This is a genomic window from Kaistia dalseonensis, from assembly GCF_030814715.1.
GTDB lineage: Bacteria > Pseudomonadota > Alphaproteobacteria > Rhizobiales > Kaistiaceae > Kaistia > Kaistia dalseonensis.
The window spans coordinates 604393-620570 of the sequence record NZ_JAUSVO010000002.1; the positions used below are offsets into that span (position 1 = coordinate 604393).

Below are 16178 nucleotides of genomic sequence, written 5' to 3' on the forward strand. Positions count from 1 at the left end.
CCCGTGCCTTTCAGCGCCGCACGCGGGCGACGAGTTGTTCGACATGCGCGATCGGCGTTTCCGGCACGATGCCATGGCCGAGATTGAAGATCAGCCGCCCGCCTTCCATCGCCGCCAGTATGGCGTCGACCGCGGCATCGAGCCGGGCGCCGCCGGCGACCAGGATCATCGGATCGAGATTGCCCTGCAGCGCGACGCGCCCCCCTGTCTCCTGGCGGATGGCTCCAAGTGGAACCGTCCAGTCGACCCCGATCCCGTCCACACCGGTCTCGGCGACGAAAGCGGAAATCTGCCGATCAGCGCCCTTGGGAAAGCCGATGATCCGCGCGTCGGGAATCTCGGCCCTGATGCCGGCGACGATACGCGCGATCGGACCGGAGGACCAGCGCGCAAAGGCTTCGGGCGACAGGACACCAGCCCAGCTGTCGAAGATCTGGACCGCATCGGCGCCCGCCCGCAGCTGCGCCAGGAGGTAATCCGTCGACGCCGCGACCAGACGGTCGATCAGACGGTCGAACATCTCGGGATCGCGGGCGGCAAAAAGGCGGGCCGGCGCCTGGTCCGTGGTTCCGCGTCCGGCGATCATGTAGGTCGCAACCGTCCAGGGAGCGCCACAGAAGCCGATCAGGGCCTTGTCAGGGGCCAGCTCCGCCCGAACACGCTCTACAGTCTCCATGACCAGCCGCAGCCGATCGGCGACGCCTTCGACGACGAGTCCGTCGATCTCTCCGGGTGTGATCGGGTCCAGTCGCGGCCCCTCGCCTTCGACGAAGCGAACGGAGCGGCCGAGCGCATGCGGGATGACGAGAATGTCGGAAAACAGGATCGCCGCATCAAAGCCGAAGCGGCGGATCGGCTGCATCGTCACCTCGGCGGCAAGCTCCGGCGAGAAGCAGAGATCGAGGAACGAACCGGCCCTGGCCCTCAGTTCCCGATACTCGGGAAGATAGCGCCCAGCCTGACGCATCAGCCAGATCGGCGGGGAAGCGAGGGCTTCGCCGCCCAGAACGCGCAGGAAGCGCTGTTCCGGCTTCCGTGTCGTCGGATCGTTATGCACCGTCGCCACCTCAATAAAAAGAGAAAGAGGATTCTTGGATTCTTCTTCTTCTTGAGGGGGGAATTACCGTCATTCCTCTTCATCCACAATGCGACCCCGAAGCCACCATCGCGAAAGGACGGTTTTGGGCCCGCAAACGGGCTCTGGGGAAAAACCGGAGGTCGTCCGCGCTAGCACCTTGATTCAGGCGAGTTCTTTCACGGTCGTTAAAATTTGAGCGATCCGGGCCAGGTTGTTAATACCTCGTTAATAATTGTGGCGAAGGCGGCCTTATTCTCACTGATGCCGACAGGGGGACATTTCTATCCCCAGCCTCAGCCGCTGTTGATCATTTTGATGCGATCGCGGACAGTTCGCCCGATCGGCGCCCGGGACCGTCATTGTCCCGTCATCATCCACAGGGCTGGGGGTAAGTTTGAAGAGCGAGGCGCGGCACCTCCATCTGCATCTGGTTTCCGATGCGACCGGCGAGACGCTGCTGACGACCGCCAAGGCGGCTTCGGCGCAATATCCGAGCGTGACCGTCATCGAGCACCTTCACGCCATGGTGCGCTCGCCGAAACAGATCGAGCATATACTGGGCGATATAGAGCGCGAACCGGGCATCGTGCTGTTCACGCTGGTCGATCGAACCATTGCCGATCCGCTCGAGGCGGGATGCCGGGAGATCGCGGTTCCCTGCTTTTCCGTGCTCGATCCCGTGCTGCAGGTGTTTCAATCCTATCTCGGCGCGTCGCGCGAGGGGCGGGCCGGCGCGCAACATACGCTCGATGGCGACTATTTCCGCCGCATCGAGGCGCTGACCTTCACCATGATGCATGACGACGGCCAATTGCCGGAAGAACTCGACCTTGCCGAGATCGTCATCATCGGCGTCAGCCGGACGTCAAAGACCCCGACGAGCATCTATCTCGCCAATCGCGGCGTGCGCACCGCCAACATACCGATCGTGCCCGGCGTGCCGCTGCCCGAACAGCTCGAGGCGGCGCGCCGGCCGTTGATCGTCGGGCTGGTGGCGACGGCGGACCGCATCGTGCAGATGCGCGAAAATCGCGTGCTCGCGCTGTCGAGTTTCGCGGCCGACGATCCCTATGTCGATCGCGCCGCCGTCGCCAACGAGATCGCCACCACGCGCCGGATCTGCGCGCGGAATGGCTGGCCGGTGATCGATGTGACGCGGCGTTCGATCGAGGAGACGGCGACGGCAATCCTCGCATTGCGGCGGGGCAATGCCGCGCTCAAGGAAGGCCAGCCGCGATGACGATTATTCTGGCCTCGACGAGCAAGGCGCGTCGTGCGCTGCTCGCCAATGCGGGGATCGCCTTCGAGGCGGTCGCCTCCCCGATCGACGAGCGCGCCGTGGAAGCGCCGCTACTGGAAGCCGGCGTGCCGCCGTCGGAGATCGCCCAGGCTCTTGCCGATGCGAAGGCGCTCGGCGTATCGGTACATAGTCCGGGTGCGCTGGTGATCGGGTCGGATCAGGTGCTCGATCTCGATGGTGAGCGGTTCGTGAAGCCGGTCGATCTCGCCGATGCCGGCCGCCAGATCGCGCGCCTTGCCGGCCGCCCGCATCATCTGCGCAGCGCCGTGACGCTGGCGCGCGACGGCGTCGTGCTCTGGCGTCATCTCGATACGGCGACGCTGACGATGCGCCCGCTCGACCAGGCCGCAATCGAGCGCTATCTCGCCGCGGCGGGTGACGACATTCTCTGGTCGGTTGGCGGCTACATGCTGGAGGGCGTCGGAATTCAGCTGTTCTCGGCGATCGAAGGCGACTATTTCAGCATTCTCGGCCTGCCGCTGCTGCCGCTTCTCGGCGCGCTGCGCGACCTCGACGCGATTTCGAACTGAGACGAGTTCAATGACCACGCCTTCTATTCCGACCGCCTGCGTCATCGGCTGGCCGATCAAGCATTCCCGTTCGCCGATCATTCATCGCTACTGGCTGCAGCAATTGGGGATTGCCGGCGACTATGTCCGCCATGCCGTGGCGCCGGAGGATGTTGGGGCGTTCTTTCGCGATTTCGCGAAGGGGCCGTTCATCGGCGCCAATGTCACCGTGCCGCACAAGGAAGCAGCGTTCGCCGCCGTCAGTCGTGCCGACGCGGTCGCAACCGCGCTCGGCGCGGTCAATACGGTCTGGCTGGAAGAGGGCGCGCTTGTCGGCGCCAATACGGATGCGCCGGGCTTTCTCGCCAATCTCGACCAGTTGGCGCCGGGCTTCGACAGCGCCGGTGGCCCGGCGATCGTGCTGGGTGCCGGCGGTGCGGCGCGCGCCGTCATCTGGGCGTTGAAGGCACGTGGCTTCGCGCCGGTTCATGTCGTCAATCGCACGCGCGCCCGCGCCGAGGCTCTGGCGGAACGCTTCGGCCCCGGCATCGAGGCGGCGAGCTTCGAGGACCTGCCGGCCCTGCTTCCGCATGCGGCGCTGCTCGTCAACACGACCTCGCTCGGCATGCAGGGCGAGCCGCCACTCGAGATCGACCTCGGCCCGGCCGATGATCGGCTGCTGGTGACGGATATCGTCTATATCCCGCTCGAAACGCCGCTTCTGGCGGCTGCGAAGGCGCGCGGTCTCAGGACCGTCGATGGCCTCGGCATGCTTCTGCACCAGGCGGTGCCGGGCTTCGAACATTGGTTCGGCCAGCGCCCGGTGGTGACGGATGAACTGCGCGCGCTGATCCTCGCCGATATCGGTCAAGTCGCATGATCAGGATCGGCCTGACCGGCTCGATCGGCATGGGCAAATCAACCGTGGCGCGGTTCTTTGCGGCCGAAGGCGCCGTGATCCATGATGCGGATGCCGTGGTGCACGCGCTCTATCGCGGCAAGGCCGTCGAGCCCGTCGGCGCTCTGTTCCCCGAGGCCGTGGTCGATGGCGCCATTGACCGCACCAAGCTGACTGCCCTGCTCGCTGCCGATCCCGGCGCGCTGAAGCGATTGGAGGCAGTCGTCCATCCGCTGGTGCATGAAGCGGAGATCGAGCGCATCGCGCAGGCCCGCGCTGCCGGGCGTCGCATGATCGTCCTCGATATTCCGCTGCTGCTCGAAACCGGCGGCGAAAGCCGTGTCGATGTCGTGGTGGTCGCCTCGGCGGCTGCCGAATTGCAGCGCGAGCGCGTGCTGCGGCGAACGGGGATGACGGTGGAAAAGTTCGAGAGGATTCTCGGCCGCCAGATGCCGGATGCCGAAAAGCGGCGGCGGGCGCATTTCGTGGTCGATACCAGCGGCCGCTTCGAAGCGACGGCGGAAACCGTGGCCGGGATCGTCCGCGCGCTCGCGGCCCGCGCCGCGGCATGAACGGATCGTGGATAAGCGCGGCGGACCTTGCGGCTCGCCCGCGCCATGCCCACCATGAGCGCCTGATATTTCGGGCTTGATGTGATCGGAAACTGACAGTGCGCGAAATCGTCTTCGATACGGAAACGACGGGCCTCGATCCCTTGAAGGGCGATCGGCTGGTCGAAATCGGCTGCGTCGAGCTGGTCAACCATTTGCCGACCGGGCAGACCTACCACGTCTATATCAACCCGGAACGCTCCATGCCGGCCGAGGCATTCCGCGTCCACGGCCTCTCCGACGAGTTCCTTGCCGACAAGCCGGTCTTCAGCGCGGTGGTCGATGAATTCGAGGCGTTCATCGGCGATGCGATGCTGATTGCCCACAACGCCACCTTCGACATCAATTTCATCAATGCGGAATTCGCGCGGCTGGGCAAGCCGCCCGTCGCGCCGGCGCGTGTCATCGACACGCTGGTGCTCGCGCGGCGCAAGCATCCGATGGGGCCGAATTCGCTCGATGCGCTCTGCGCGCGCTACGGCATCGATACGGCCAAGCGTACCGTCCATGGCGGCCTGGTCGATTCGGAGCTGCTGGCTGAAGTCTATCTCGAACTGATCGGCGGCCGGCAGCCGGATCTGGTTCTCGTCACCGACGAAGCGGTCGCGGCCGCGGAAGCCGAGTTCACGGCGGCGGCGGCGTTGGTCGTGCCGCGTTCGGTGCTTCTGCCCCCGCGCGTGACCGACGCGGAGCGCGCGGCGCATGGGCAGTTCATCGCGAAGATGGGCGAAAGCGCCCTCTGGCGGAGCTATGCCGCCGAGGGCGCTGAATAGTCCTAGCTCGGGCGACCGCTCGGCTGGTTCTGGGCGAATTCCATCAGGCGCTGGCGATAGAGCGCGGTGAAATCGACCGGGTCGATCAGCAGCGGCGGGAAGCCGCCATTGCGGGTCATGTCGGCGAGGATCTGGCGCGCGAAGGGGAACAGCAGGCGCGGGCACTCGATCATCAGCAGCGGCGGCAGGTTCTCGCTCGGCACATTGGAGATGCGGAACACGCCGGCATAGACCAGCTCGGCGACGAAGAGCGTCTGGTCACCGTCGGTGGCGCGGCCTTCGAGCCGGAGCTCGATCTCGAAATCCTCCGCATCGAGCGGATTGGCCTGGACGTTGATGCCGATATTGATATTCGGCGCAGTCCGGCGCGGGCCCAGAGAGCGCGGCGCGTCCGGGTTCTCGAACGACAGGTCCTTGACGTACTGCAACAGGACCGTGAGGTTCGGCTGGCCCAGCGAGCGGGCGTCTTCGTTGTTTTCGGCCATCAAGCGGCGCTCCCTTGCGCGATCGGCAGCTCCTGGCCGATCAGACGGTTGGCTCGCTAACACTTCCCATCGCGTGATACAAGCCGCGCGCGGGCCTCCGGGAAGCGTGTGTGGAAGGCCGTGCCCCTTGACAGATCGGGCGGGGATCGGGCTTGAACGCTTGACGCCCTTGGATCGGCAACCGACCATGACCACATGCTATAGTGGTTTGGTTGGCAGCAATTGGCCTCATGGCCGCAGGAATTAGGACAGGACGCCTTCGGCATGACCGGCTTCGTCGATATCTACACGCTGATCTTCCTCGTCCTCGCGGTGGTGATCTTCTTCAAGCTGCGCAGCGTGCTCGGCCAGCGCACCGGCAGCGAACGCCGTCCCTTTGATCCCTTCTCGCGCCGTACGGCCGCGAACGATACCGATGCCAAGGGTACCGATGCCAAGGGCGCCGACGCCAATGGCGGCAAGGTTGTGAGCCTGCCCCGGCGCGACGATGCCGCCATTGCTGCGACGCCGGCTCCGATCACCGTCGCCGATGAACGCATCGCCGCCATCGCGCCGCCGGATTCGCCCCTCGCCGCCGGTCTGGTCGCGATCATGGCCGCCGATCGGACATTCGATCCCAAGCAGTTCATCGACGGCGCCCGCACGGCTTACGAGATGATCGTCAGCGCCTTTGCGCGCGGCGACCGCAAGGCGCTGAAGCCGCTGCTCGGCCGTGAGGTCTTCGACGGTTTCGCGGCCGCGATCAGCGAGCGCGAACAGCGCGGCGAGACGGTCGAGTTCAATTTCGTCGGCATCGACAAGGCCGAAATCACCGAAGCCACCCAGAAGGGCGGCACGGCGCAGATCACGGCGCGCTTCGTCTCCAAGATCGTATCGGCGACGCGCAACAAGGCCGGCGAGGTGGTGGATGGCGATCCCGTCCATGTCGCCGATGTCACCGACATCTGGACCTTTGCGCGCGACGTCAATTCCCGTGACCCGAACTGGACGCTCGTCGCGACCGAAACCGTCGAGTGAGGCGGGGAGAGCGCCGTGTCGACGGCACCGCGCGCGCGGCTCGTTCCCCTTGATTTCAGCGATCTCGCCGGCTGGCCGGATGATGATCACGCCGCCGCCTGGAGCGCCTTTCGCCTGAGCGCGGCGCATATTGCAGATCATCCGCCCAAGACGCGCGCGCTCGGTTTCGATGGCGCGGCGCTTTCCGCGATCGCGCGTGCCGCCATGGCCGAGCCGGTCATTCTCGACCGCGATGCGGCGCGGCGCTTCTTCGAAACGCATTTCCAGCCGGTGCGCGTCGAGCCCGATGAAGGCGAGGGCTTCTTCACCGGCTTCTACGAGCCCGAGGCGGAGGCTGCGCTCGTCCCTGGCGCCGGCTTCGACGTGCCGCTCTATCGCGCGCCGCCCGAACTGGTCGAGATCGACGAGCACAATCCGCCGCCCGGCCTCGAGCCCGGCATGCGCTTTGCGCGCAAGACCTATACGGGGTTCGAGCCGTTCTTCGAGCGCGGCGAGATCGAGCGCGGCGCGCTGGCCGGCCGTGGGCTGGAACTCGCTTTTCTCGCTGATCCGGTCGATGCGTTCTTCATTCACATCCAGGGCGCCGCGCGGCTGCGTCTCGCCGATGGCGGCCTGCTCCGCGTCACCTATGCCGCGAAATCCGGCCATGCCTATACGCCGATCGGCCGCGTGATGATCGAGCACGGCGCGCTGCAGAAAGGTGGCGTGACGATGCAGACCATCCGGGCCTGGCTCGGCGCCCATCCGGCCGAGGCCCGCGCCATGATGTGGGAAAACCGCTCCTTCATCTTTTTCCGCGAGGCGGCGGTGCAGGATCCCTCCCTCGGGCCGATCGCCGCCGCCAAGGTGCCGCTGACGCCCGGCCGCAGCCTCGCCGTCGATCGCACGCTGCACACCTTCCACATGCCGGTCTGGATCGAGACGACGCTGCCGGCCGAGGAGGGCGGCGCGCCGTTCCGCCATCTGCTGGTGGCGCAGGATACGGGCTCGGCCATTCTGGGCGCCGCACGTGGCGACATCTTCTTCGGCTCCGGCGATGCGGCGGGCCGGGTGGCCGGCCGCACGCAGGCGAAAGGCGGGTTCGTGGTGCTCGCGCCGCGGAGGCTCGGTTGAGCCGGCGTCGTCGCGGCCTTTCGCGGGAAGAGCGCACGCTCTGGGCCGCCGTGGCGCGTACCGTCGAGCCTCTGCGTGTCGAGGATGCGGTCGTCGAGCCGCCGCCCGAGCCGGAACCTGAACCCGCTCCGCCGCCGGTCGTCGCACCCGTCAAGAAGCTGCGCGGCAAAGGCGCGGATACCGCGCCGCCCAGGCCGGTTCCGCCGCCACAACCGCCCGCCCATCCCCCGCTCCATCCGATCGAGCGCCGCACGCTGACCCGCGTCGCGCGCGGCACGGTCGGCATCGATGCGCGGATCGACCTGCACGGCCTGACCCAGCTCGACGCGCATGATCGGCTGCGCGGCTTCCTCTTCAGTGCGCAGGCCCAGGGCGCCAGGCTCGTTCTCGTCATCACCGGCAAGGGCAAGGCCGGCGGCGATCCGCATTATGGCGAGTTCGCCGAGCGCGGCGTGCTGCGCCGGCGCGTGCCGCAATGGCTCGCCGAACCGGGCCTGCGCTCGATCGTCATCGGTTTCGAGGAGGCCCACCAGACTCATGGCGGCGGCGGCGCGCTCTATGTCCGCATCCGTCGGCGGCGGGGCCACGGAGTCGACGAGCCATGACGCCCTTCGGCCAGCGCATGCGCCAGCTTCGCGCCGAGCGGAAGGTGTCGCTGAAGACGATGGCCGACGAGATCGGCGTATCGAGCTCCTATCTCTCGGCGCTCGAACATGGTCGGCGTGGCACGCCGAGCTGGCTGACGCTGCAGAGGATCATCGCCTATTTCAATGTGATCTGGGACGATGCGGAGGAGTTGCAGCGCCTCGCCGAGCGCTCGCATCCGCGCGTGGTGGTCGATACGGCCGGGCTCGATCCCGCCGCGACCGAGCTCGCGCATCTCATCGCCGACAAGATCGGCCGTCTCGGTCCGAAATCGCTGCGCGACATCAAGAAGGCGGTGCTGGACGCCGCGCGCCGCGACGGTGCTGCCTAGAGCGTTTCCGAGCGAAGTGGACACCGGTTCGCGTGAAGGAAACGCGAACTATGATCGAGCGCGTTTCCGGGCGAAACGCGTCAGAGCAGCTTGCGCAGCTCGTCCTCGCGCTCATTGATCAGCCAACCGTAATAGTTCTCTTCCGGCCAGGCCGCCTTGTTGCGCTTGCGCGCCGCCGCGAGCGTCCGGGCGCGCACCTTCACGTCGCCGATATTGTAGAGCGTCGCGGTGATGCCGGGATTGTCGGAAATGTCGACGCCGGCCGTATCGCGATAGACATCGATCGACAGGCGGATGATCGCCGCCATGTAGTCGAGCGAAATGTCCGGGTCCATGATTGCCTGGTAGACCTCAGGCGCCTTGTCCATGTCGAGCAGCGGCAGGCCGCTCTTCCTGTGCACGATATCGGTGACGGTCAGCGCCGTCAGCGGATTGATCTGGCCGAGGCCGAAGGTCTGGCCGGCGAAGAGCGGCTGGAAGAACACCTTGGAGAAGCGGTCGCGCGGATAGGAGACGCCGTCGACCCTCTTGCCACGGAACGTCGAGTCCCAGACATTCTCGCGGCAGGTCCACAGGTCGTAATTGGTGGTGAGATCGTTGCAGTCGGCGAATTCCGGCCGCGCCACGAAACTGGCGATCGATATGCCGGCATAGCCGAAGGCGAGGTCCTTGGTGCCGAGATAGGCGAGTCCCTTCACATAATAGGCCTGGGCGCTGTCGAGGCCGCCGACATTGTAGGTGTGCTCGCCCACGATCGCGCCGATCATGTGGATCGGGTCGATGCCGTACTGGGCGGCGGACTTCTTGATCGATCGGATGAGGTTCTTGTCGCGCTTCAGCAGGGCGTAGATCTTCTGGTACTTGCCCTCGAAGCTCTCCTTCGTCTCGCCGACGCGCTTGATCGAACTCATGTCGATCGGCGGCTGCGTCTTGGAACGATTGCCGGGCGGATCGTTGACCACGGCCAGCGCCGGGCTGATCGAAAGGGCCAGGAGAAGGGCTGTGCTGCGCAGTAGACGCATTGATGCGGTCCGCCGGAAGGTCAGATAGATGCTACCGGCGAGCCCGGCGCGACAGGCGGCGCTTATAGCATCGGAATGTGGCCTGCAACATGGCATCGTTAACGAAGTGTGACGACGATCACGCGATGGTGTCTGCCGCCTTCGGCATAGGGGCATGAAAAAGCCCGGCCGCCTGAACGGGCAGCCGGGCCTTTCGAAGGGTTGGCCTCGTCGTCAGAGGATGTAGCGCGACAGGTCCATGTTGCGCGAGAGATCGCCGATATGGGCCTCGATATAGGCCGCGTCCACCGTCACGGTTTCGCCGGAGCGATCGGGTGCCGCGAACGAAATCTCGTCCAGGATGCGTTCCATAACGGTCTGCAACCTTCGCGCGCCGATGTTCTCGATCGAGGAATTGATCTCGACCGCGATGCGCGCAATCGAATCGATCGCGTCGTCGGTGATCTCCAGGGTCACGCCTTCGGTGAGCATCAGCGCGACATATTGCTTGATCAGGCTCGCCTCCGTCTCCGTCAGGATCTGGCGGAACTCCGATTGCGTCAGCGCGGAAAGCTCGACGCGGATCGGCAGGCGGCCCTGCAGTTCCGGCAGCAGGTCGGACGGCTTGGCGATATGGAACGCGCCCGAGGCGATGAAGAGGATGTGGTCCGTCTTCACCGGCCCGTATTTGGTCGCGACCGTCGTGCCCTCGATCAGCGGCAGCAGGTCGCGCTGCACGCCCTCGCGCGAGACGTCGCCGGAGCGGCCGTCACGGGCGCAGATCTTGTCGATCTCGTCGATGAAGACGATGCCGTCATTCTCGACCACCGAAATGGCCTCGGCCGTGACCTGTTCGTCATCGAGCAGCTTGTCGGATTCCTCGTCGATGAGAACCTTGTAGGAATCCTTGACCGTGACGCGGCGCGTCTTGGTCTTGCCGCCGAACGCCTTGCCCAGCATGTCGCCGATATTCATCACGCCGATCGAGGCGCCGGGCATGCCGGGAACCTCGAATTGCGGCATGCCGTTCGACTGGTCGCGGACCTGGATCTCGATTTCCTTGTCGTCGAGCTCGTTCGCCCGCAGCTTCTTGCGGAAGCTCTCGCGCGTCGCCGGGCTCGATGATTCGCCGACCAGCGCGTTCAGCACGCGCTCCTCGGCCGAGAGATGCGCCTTGGCCTCGACATCCTTGCGCTTCTTCTCGCGCGTCAGCCCGATGCCGACTTCGACGAGATCGCGGATGATCTGCTCCACGTCACGGCCGACATAGCCGACCTCGGTGAACTTGGTCGCCTCGACCTTCAGGAAGGGCGCGCCGGCGAGCTTGGCCAGGCGGCGCGAGATCTCGGTCTTGCCGACGCCGGTCGGCCCGATCATCAGGATGTTCTTCGGCAGCACCTCTTCGCGCATCGCGCCTTCGAGCTGCTGGCGGCGCCAGCGATTGCGCAGCGCGATCGCGACGGCGCGCTTCGCATCATTCTGGCCGATGATGAAGCGGTCGAGTTCGGACACGATCTCGCGGGGTGAGAAATTGGTCATACCGTCTTGTCCTCAAGGTCGCGCCTCATCATGAGCGCGGGACCGTAAATCGTTGTGCGCCGGTCGAAAATGGTGAAGCCGGCCTTGGTGTAGGCGCGGATCGCACGGTGGTTGTCGGGATCCGGGTCGATGATGAGGCGCGGCACGCCTTCATCGAAGCGCAGGCGCGCAAATTCCATGATCATCCGTGGCCCGTGGCCGAGCCCGACGAGATCGGGCTCGCCGATCATCTGGTCGATGCCGAGCGTGCCGGGCGGCTGGTCCTGGTAGGGGTGGCCCGCCTCGGCATGCGGGTCGTAGCTCTGGATGTAGCCGGCGGTCCGGCCATCGATCTCGAGCATGTAGGGCTTCACCGAGGCGCTGCCGATATGGGCCGCGATGTTCTCCACCTCTTCCTCGACGTCGTCGTTCCACCATGCCGCGACATGCGGGTTCGCCAGCCATTTCGCGATCCAGTCAAGATCGGCGAAAATCATCGGCCGGAAAGCGTAATGAAAGGCGGGTTCAGGCGGCATCGAGCTGTTCGAGCGTCACGCTCGTATTGGTGTAGACGCAGATATCGGCGGCGATCGCCATCGCCTTGCGGGCGATCTGCTCCGCGCTCTGGTCGGTATCGATCAGCGCGCGCGCGGCGGCGAGCGCGTAATTGCCGCCCGAGCCGATGCCCATCACGCCGCCTTCCGGCTCCAGCACGTCGCCGGTGCCGGTCAATACCAGGCTGGTCGTCCTGTCGGCGACGAGCATCATGGCTTCGAGCCGGCGCAGGTAACGATCGGTGCGCCAGTCCTTGGCGAGTTCGACGCAGGCGCGCGTCAACTGTCCGGGATATTGCTCGAGCTTGGCTTCGAGGCGCTCCAGCAGCGTGAAGGCATCGGCCGTCGAGCCGGCGAAACCGGCGATCACACCGCCCTTGCCGAGCGGGCGCACCTTTCGGGCATTGCCCTTGATGATCGTCTGGCCGAGCGAGACCTGGCCGTCGCCGGCGATCACCACCTTGCCGCCCTTGCGGACGGTGATGATGGTCGTGCCGTGCCAAGGGCCATAGGGGCTGTCATTTTCGGAATGGGTCATATCGTGCTTTCGTGGCAGATCGCCTTGGTCCCGAAAGGCCCCGCGGCGATCCCTGGTTCGAGGCTCATATGTAGGAGCCTGGCTGCATCCTGCAAAGGCTTGCTCAAGCCGGGGCCTCGCTTGAGAGGTCTCTTGTGGCATTCCAAGGGAACGCCTGCTAAAAGCCCGCCTGTCTTCGGTGAGAAGGAAGCTGATATGCGCAGCGCCACGGTCGAGCGCAAGACGAAGGAAACCGAGATCGCGGTCACGCTCGATCTCGACGGCACCGGCCTGTCCGAGATTTCCACGGGCATCGGCTTCTTCGATCATATGCTCGATCAGCTCGGCCGCCACGGTCTCATCGACCTGAAGGTGGTGGCCAAGGGCGATCTCCATATCGACCAGCACCACACCGTCGAGGATGTCGGCATCGCGATCGGCCTTGCGCTCCGTAAGGCGCTCGGCGATTTCCGTGGCATCACGCGCTATGCCGATACGCATCTCGCCATGGACGAGGCGCTGACCCGCTGCGCCATCGACGTGTCCGGCCGGCCCTATCTGGTCTGGAAGGTCGAATTCTCGCGTCCCAAGGTCGGCGATTTCGATACGGAGCTCTTCAAGGAGTTCTTCCAGGCCTTCGCGCAGAATGCCGGGATCACGCTCCATATCGAAAACCTCTATGGCGAGAACAATCACCATATCGCCGAGACCTGCTTCAAGGCGCTCGCGCGCACGCTGCGGGCAGCGGTGGCGATCGATCCCCGCCAGGCGGACCGTGTGCCGTCGACCAAGGGCAAGCTGGGCGACTGAGGGCGATCATGGCAGTCTACAAGGTCTATGCCCCGCCCGCTCCCCCGACCGGCGGCGCGGCCTCGCCCGAGCATTTCGTCTTCGTCCGGGAGAGCTTCAGCTGGGCGGCGTTCCTGATCCCGCTGCCCTGGATGCTCTATCGGCGCCTGTGGATCGTGCTCGCCTTCTATTGCCTCGCCGCCGTCGCGATGGCGCTTCTGGCCGGGTCCGAGCTCGCCCCGGTCTCCATGGCGCTCGGCGTGCTGACGCCCTTCGTGCTCGGCTTCGAGGGCAATGCGCTGCGCGGTTGGAGCCTCGACCGGCGCGGCTACACGCTTGAAGGCGTGGCCGAAGGCCGGCGGCGCGACGATGCGGAAATCCGCTTCTTCACGCGCTGGGTCGGCGGACATGCCGCCGCGCCGCAACAGCCGACACCAGGCCCGGCCGCCCGGACACTGCCCATCACGACGCTGCGTGAAACGCCGACGGGTATCGTCGGCCTGTTTCCGACCGCAGGGACACAAACATGACGATCGCGATCATCGATTACGGCGCCGGCAATCTTCACTCGGTCGGCAAGGCGCTGGAACTCGCCAGCGTCCAGATCGGCCGGCCGGAAGCCGTCATCATCACCTCCGAGCCGGATTTCGTCGCCAAGGCCGACCATGTCATCCTGCCGGGCGACGGCGCCTTTGCCGATTGCAGGACCAACCTCGATTCTGTTCCCGGCATGATCGAGGCGATCAACGAGACGATCGACGGTCGCGGCCGCCCGTTCCTCGGCATCTGCGTCGGCATGCAGCTGCTCGCGACGCGCGGCATCGAATATGGCGTGACCAAAGGGCTCGACCGCATTGCCGGCGAGGTCCGTGAGATCCACCCGACGGATCCACACCTGAAGGTCCCGCATATGGGCTGGAACACGCTGAACGCAGCCTCCGGCCACGCGCTGCTCGAGGGCATTCCGCTGGGCGAGCAGGGCTGGCACGCTTATTTCCTGCACAGCTACCAGCTCTATGCCGATGATCCGGCCGATATCGTCGCGACCGCCGACTATGGCGGCCCGGTCACGGCGATCGTGACGACGGGCAATATTGCCGGTACGCAGTTCCATCCCGAGAAGAGCCAGAAGCTCGGTCTCGCCCTTCTCGCCAACTTCCTGAAGTGGAAGCCCTGATGATCCTCTTTCCCGCCATCGACCTGAAGGACGGCCAGTGCGTCCGCTTGAAGCTCGGCGACATGGATCAGGCCACGGTCTTCAACGCCGATCCGGCCGCCCAGGCGCGCGATTTCGAGGCGCAGGGCTTTGACTATCTCCACGTCGTCGACCTGAACGGCGCCTTTGCCGGCAAGCCGGTCAATGGCGCGGCGGTCGAGGCGATCCTCGGCGCGGTCAAGATGCCGGTGCAGCTCGGCGGCGGCATAAGGGACATGGCCGGTGTCGAGGCCTGGCTCGAAAAGGGCATTGCCCGTGTCATCCTCGGCACGATCGCGGTGCGCGATCCCGATCTCGTCCGCGCCGCCTGCAAGGCGCATCCCGGCCGCGTCGCGGTCGGCATCGATGCGCGCGGCGGCAAGGTCGCGGTCGAGGGCTGGGCGGAGACTTCCGAACTTTCGACGGTGGAACTCGCCCGCCGCTTCGAGGATGCCGGCGTCGCTGCGATCGTCTTCACCGATATCGACCGCGACGGCGTGCTGAAGGGCCTCAACATCGAGTCCACGCTGGCGCTCGCCAATGCTGTCTCGATCCCCGTCATCGCCTCGGGCGGCCTCGCTTCCCTCGACGATGTCCGCCGGCTGCTCGAGCCCGACTGTGCGATACTCGAGGGCGCGATCTCCGGCCGCGCCCTCTATGATGGCCGCCTCGACCCCAGGGAAGCGCTGGCGCTGATTCGCCGGGCGCGGGAGCTCGCCTGATGCTGAAGACCCGTGTCATTCCCTGCCTCGACGTCAAGGACGGCCGTGTCGTCAAGGGCGTGCAGTTTGTCGATATCATCGATGCCGGCGATCCGGTCGAGGCCGCCAAGGCCTATGACGCCGCCGGCGCCGACGAGCTCTGCTTTCTCGACATCACCGCGACGCATGAAAATCGCGGCACGATCCTCGATGTCGTCGCCCGTGTCGCCGAGGCCTGCTTCATGCCGGTCACCGTCGGCGGCGGCGTGCGCGCTGTGGAGGATATCCGCGCGCTGATGCTGGCCGGCGCCGACAAGGTGGCGATCAACAGCGCTGCCGTGGCTGACCGGACCATCGTCGCGAAAGCGGCGGAGAAGTTCGGCGCGCAGGCGATCGTGGTGGCGATCGACGCCAAGCAGACCGCGCGGCGCGGTTTCAACGGCGACCATCACGACCGCTGGGAGATCTTCACCCATGGCGGCCGCAAGCCGACCGGCATCGACGCGGTCGAATATGCGATCGAGGTCGCTTCGCTCGGCGCGGGCGAGATTCTGCTGACCTCGATGGATCGCGACGGCACGCGCGACGGGTTCGACCTCGCGCTGACGCGCACCATTGCCGATGCGGTTACCGTGCCGGTCGTCGCGTCGGGCGGTGTCGGCGCGCTGGATCATTTCGTCGACGGCGTGCGTCTCGGCCATGCGAGCGCGGTGCTCGCCGCGTCCGTGTTCCATTTCGGGCAGTTCACGATCGGCGAGGTCAAGGCCCATATGGCGGCGGCCGGCATTCCGATGCGGCTCGATGGCTGAGGAGAACAGCTTGTCTTCATTCACGCTCGCCGACCTCGCCGCGATCATCAAGACGCGCGCCCATTCCGGCGATCCCGGCTCCTATACGGCCAAGCTCGTCGCCAGGGGCGCGAGCCGGGCCGCGAAGAAATTCGGCGAGGAGGCGGTGGAACTCGCCATTGCCGCCGCCGAGAAGGACAGGGCCGCCTTGACGTCAGAGGCGGCAGATGTGCTCTACCATCTGCTGGTGGTTCTGGAAGCGAGCGACGTACCGCTCGACGCCGTCATGAATGAGCTCGCCGGCCGCACCGGCCGTACCGGGCTCGAGGAAAAGGCATCGCGGCCGCCGGAATAG

Annotated in this window: 21 protein-coding genes; 15 read left to right on the plus strand and 6 right to left on the minus strand. The window is 65.9% G+C overall.

All coding sequences use genetic code 11. The annotated features are described in order from the left end of the window. Window positions 1-10 precede the first annotated feature (10 nt). Window positions 11-1057, minus strand: coding sequence for a uroporphyrinogen decarboxylase (hemE, locus tag QO014_RS08980; protein WP_266348342.1), 1047 nt, complete (start codon window positions 1055-1057; stop codon window positions 11-13). A 415-nt stretch (window positions 1058-1472) separates the two neighbouring features. Here hemE and QO014_RS08985 point away from each other — a divergent pair, with 415 nt between their 5' ends. From QO014_RS08985 to dnaQ, 5 genes are all read left to right on the plus strand, one after another. Then, window positions 1473-2318: a pyruvate, water dikinase regulatory protein gene (locus QO014_RS08985; RefSeq protein WP_266348343.1), complete on the plus strand. Its 846-nt coding sequence runs from the start codon at window positions 1473-1475 to the stop codon at window positions 2316-2318. Continuing rightward, entirely contained in the window at window positions 2315-2908 is a 594-nt protein-coding gene (locus tag QO014_RS08990) for a Maf family protein (protein ID WP_266348344.1), read from the plus strand. The genes QO014_RS08985 and QO014_RS08990 overlap by 4 nt, the downstream gene beginning before the upstream one ends. Before the next feature lie 10 nt (window positions 2909-2918). Further along, window positions 2919-3767, plus strand: a complete 849-nt coding sequence (locus QO014_RS08995) for a shikimate dehydrogenase (protein WP_266348345.1) — start codon at window positions 2919-2921, stop codon at window positions 3765-3767. Next, the gene (gene coaE, locus QO014_RS09000) at window positions 3764-4357 is read left to right on the plus strand and encodes a dephospho-CoA kinase (protein WP_266348346.1); all 594 of its coding nucleotides are present in this window, start codon (window positions 3764-3766) and stop codon (window positions 4355-4357) included. Before QO014_RS08995 ends, coaE begins: the two co-directional genes overlap by 4 nt. Window positions 4358-4455: 98 nt before the next feature. Next, on the plus strand, window positions 4456-5169 hold the full coding sequence (gene dnaQ, locus QO014_RS09005; RefSeq protein ID WP_266348347.1) for a DNA polymerase III subunit epsilon: 714 nt from the start codon (window positions 4456-4458) through the stop codon (window positions 5167-5169). Between the two features lie 2 nt (window positions 5170-5171). On the opposite strand, the gene secB is transcribed toward dnaQ, so the two are convergent. After that, entirely contained in the window at window positions 5172-5654 is a 483-nt protein-coding gene (gene secB, locus QO014_RS09010; protein WP_266348348.1) for a protein-export chaperone SecB, read from the minus strand. A gap of 264 nt (window positions 5655-5918) precedes the next feature. Here secB and QO014_RS09015 point away from each other — a divergent pair, with 264 nt between their 5' ends. Genes QO014_RS09015 through QO014_RS09030 form a run of 4 tightly spaced genes read left to right on the plus strand, consistent with a single transcriptional unit; the run spans window position 5919 to window position 8760 of the window. Continuing rightward, entirely contained in the window at window positions 5919-6671 is a 753-nt protein-coding gene (locus QO014_RS09015; protein WP_266348349.1) for a Tim44/TimA family putative adaptor protein, read from the plus strand. A gap of 15 nt (window positions 6672-6686) precedes the next feature. Further along, complete coding sequence (gene mltA / locus QO014_RS09020; protein ID WP_266348350.1) at window positions 6687-7784, plus strand: murein transglycosylase A; 1098 nt, start codon at window positions 6687-6689, stop codon at window positions 7782-7784. Next, complete coding sequence (locus QO014_RS09025) at window positions 7781-8389, plus strand: Smr/MutS family protein (RefSeq protein ID WP_266348351.1); 609 nt, start codon at window positions 7781-7783, stop codon at window positions 8387-8389. Before mltA ends, QO014_RS09025 begins: the two co-directional genes overlap by 4 nt. Further along, window positions 8386-8760, plus strand: a complete 375-nt coding sequence (locus tag QO014_RS09030; protein WP_266348352.1) for a helix-turn-helix domain-containing protein — start codon at window positions 8386-8388, stop codon at window positions 8758-8760. The genes QO014_RS09025 and QO014_RS09030 overlap by 4 nt, the downstream gene beginning before the upstream one ends. A gap of 80 nt (window positions 8761-8840) precedes the next feature. Here QO014_RS09030 and QO014_RS09035 read toward each other — a convergent pair whose 3' ends face one another. From QO014_RS09035 to hslV, 4 genes are all read right to left on the minus strand, one after another. After that, on the minus strand, window positions 8841-9848 hold the full coding sequence (locus QO014_RS09035; RefSeq protein ID WP_370877120.1) for a DUF1402 family protein: 1008 nt from the start codon (window positions 9846-9848) through the stop codon (window positions 8841-8843). 147 nt (window positions 9849-9995) lie between these two features. Continuing rightward, window positions 9996-11300 (minus strand): ATP-dependent protease ATPase subunit HslU, encoded by a 1305-nt coding sequence (gene hslU, locus QO014_RS09040; protein ID WP_266348354.1) that lies wholly within the window; start codon window positions 11298-11300, stop codon window positions 9996-9998. Further along, window positions 11297-11815, minus strand: a complete 519-nt coding sequence (locus QO014_RS09045; RefSeq protein ID WP_266348355.1) for a GNAT family N-acetyltransferase — start codon at window positions 11813-11815, stop codon at window positions 11297-11299. Before QO014_RS09045 ends, hslU begins: the two co-directional genes overlap by 4 nt. Further along, entirely contained in the window at window positions 11805-12371 is a 567-nt protein-coding gene (hslV, locus tag QO014_RS09050; RefSeq protein ID WP_266348356.1) for an ATP-dependent protease subunit HslV, read from the minus strand. Before hslV ends, QO014_RS09045 begins: the two co-directional genes overlap by 11 nt. 195 nt (window positions 12372-12566) lie before the next feature. On the opposite strand from hslV, the gene hisB reads away from it, so the two are divergent. From hisB to QO014_RS09080, 6 genes are read left to right on the plus strand one after another with little or no spacing between them, the layout of a single operon-like run. Continuing rightward, a complete protein-coding gene (hisB, locus tag QO014_RS09055; protein ID WP_266348357.1) occupies window positions 12567-13160 on the plus strand; it encodes an imidazoleglycerol-phosphate dehydratase HisB in 594 nt (197 codons plus the stop codon). 8 nt (window positions 13161-13168) lie between these two features. Next, window positions 13169-13669, plus strand: a complete 501-nt coding sequence (locus QO014_RS09060) for a DUF2628 domain-containing protein (protein WP_266348358.1) — start codon at window positions 13169-13171, stop codon at window positions 13667-13669. Then, complete coding sequence (gene hisH / locus QO014_RS09065; RefSeq protein ID WP_266348359.1) at window positions 13666-14316, plus strand: imidazole glycerol phosphate synthase subunit HisH; 651 nt, start codon at window positions 13666-13668, stop codon at window positions 14314-14316. Before QO014_RS09060 ends, hisH begins: the two co-directional genes overlap by 4 nt. Next, on the plus strand, window positions 14316-15056 hold the full coding sequence (gene hisA, locus QO014_RS09070; RefSeq protein WP_266348360.1) for a 1-(5-phosphoribosyl)-5-[(5-phosphoribosylamino)methylideneamino]imidazole-4-carboxamide isomerase: 741 nt from the start codon (window positions 14316-14318) through the stop codon (window positions 15054-15056). The genes hisH and hisA overlap by 1 nt, the downstream gene beginning before the upstream one ends. Continuing rightward, window positions 15056-15844: an imidazole glycerol phosphate synthase subunit HisF gene (gene hisF, locus QO014_RS09075; protein ID WP_266348361.1), complete on the plus strand. Its 789-nt coding sequence runs from the start codon at window positions 15056-15058 to the stop codon at window positions 15842-15844. The genes hisA and hisF overlap by 1 nt, the downstream gene beginning before the upstream one ends. Before the next feature lie 10 nt (window positions 15845-15854). Next, window positions 15855-16178, plus strand: a complete 324-nt coding sequence (locus QO014_RS09080) for a phosphoribosyl-ATP diphosphatase (protein ID WP_266348362.1) — start codon at window positions 15855-15857, stop codon at window positions 16176-16178.

Excerpts from the sequence above, each read along its gene's own strand:
- QO014_RS08990 (WP_266348344.1), top strand. The coding sequence starts at position 2,315 with ATGACGATTATTCTGGCCTCGACGAGCAAGGCGCGTCGTGCGCTGCTC.
- QO014_RS08995 (WP_266348345.1), top strand. The coding sequence starts at position 2,919 with ATGACCACGCCTTCTATTCCGACCGCCTGCGTCATCGGCTGGCCGATC.
- coaE (WP_266348346.1), top strand. The coding sequence starts at position 3,764 with ATGATCAGGATCGGCCTGACCGGCTCGATCGGCATGGGCAAATCAACC.
- secB (WP_266348348.1), bottom strand. The coding sequence starts at position 5,654 with ATGGCCGAAAACAACGAAGACGCCCGCTCGCTGGGCCAGCCGAACCTC.
- QO014_RS09015 (WP_266348349.1), top strand. The coding sequence starts at position 5,919 with ATGACCGGCTTCGTCGATATCTACACGCTGATCTTCCTCGTCCTCGCG.
- QO014_RS09030 (WP_266348352.1), top strand. The coding sequence starts at position 8,386 with ATGACGCCCTTCGGCCAGCGCATGCGCCAGCTTCGCGCCGAGCGGAAG.
- hslU (WP_266348354.1), bottom strand. The coding sequence starts at position 11,300 with ATGACCAATTTCTCACCCCGCGAGATCGTGTCCGAACTCGACCGCTTC.
- QO014_RS09045 (WP_266348355.1), bottom strand. The coding sequence starts at position 11,815 with ATGCCGCCTGAACCCGCCTTTCATTACGCTTTCCGGCCGATGATTTTC.
- hslV (WP_266348356.1), bottom strand. The coding sequence starts at position 12,371 with ATGACCCATTCCGAAAATGACAGCCCCTATGGCCCTTGGCACGGCACG.
- hisB (WP_266348357.1), top strand. The coding sequence starts at position 12,567 with ATGCGCAGCGCCACGGTCGAGCGCAAGACGAAGGAAACCGAGATCGCG.
- QO014_RS09060 (WP_266348358.1), top strand. The coding sequence starts at position 13,169 with ATGGCAGTCTACAAGGTCTATGCCCCGCCCGCTCCCCCGACCGGCGGC.
- hisH (WP_266348359.1), top strand. The coding sequence starts at position 13,666 with ATGACGATCGCGATCATCGATTACGGCGCCGGCAATCTTCACTCGGTC.
- hisA (WP_266348360.1), top strand. The coding sequence starts at position 14,316 with ATGATCCTCTTTCCCGCCATCGACCTGAAGGACGGCCAGTGCGTCCGC.
- hisF (WP_266348361.1), top strand. The coding sequence starts at position 15,056 with ATGCTGAAGACCCGTGTCATTCCCTGCCTCGACGTCAAGGACGGCCGT.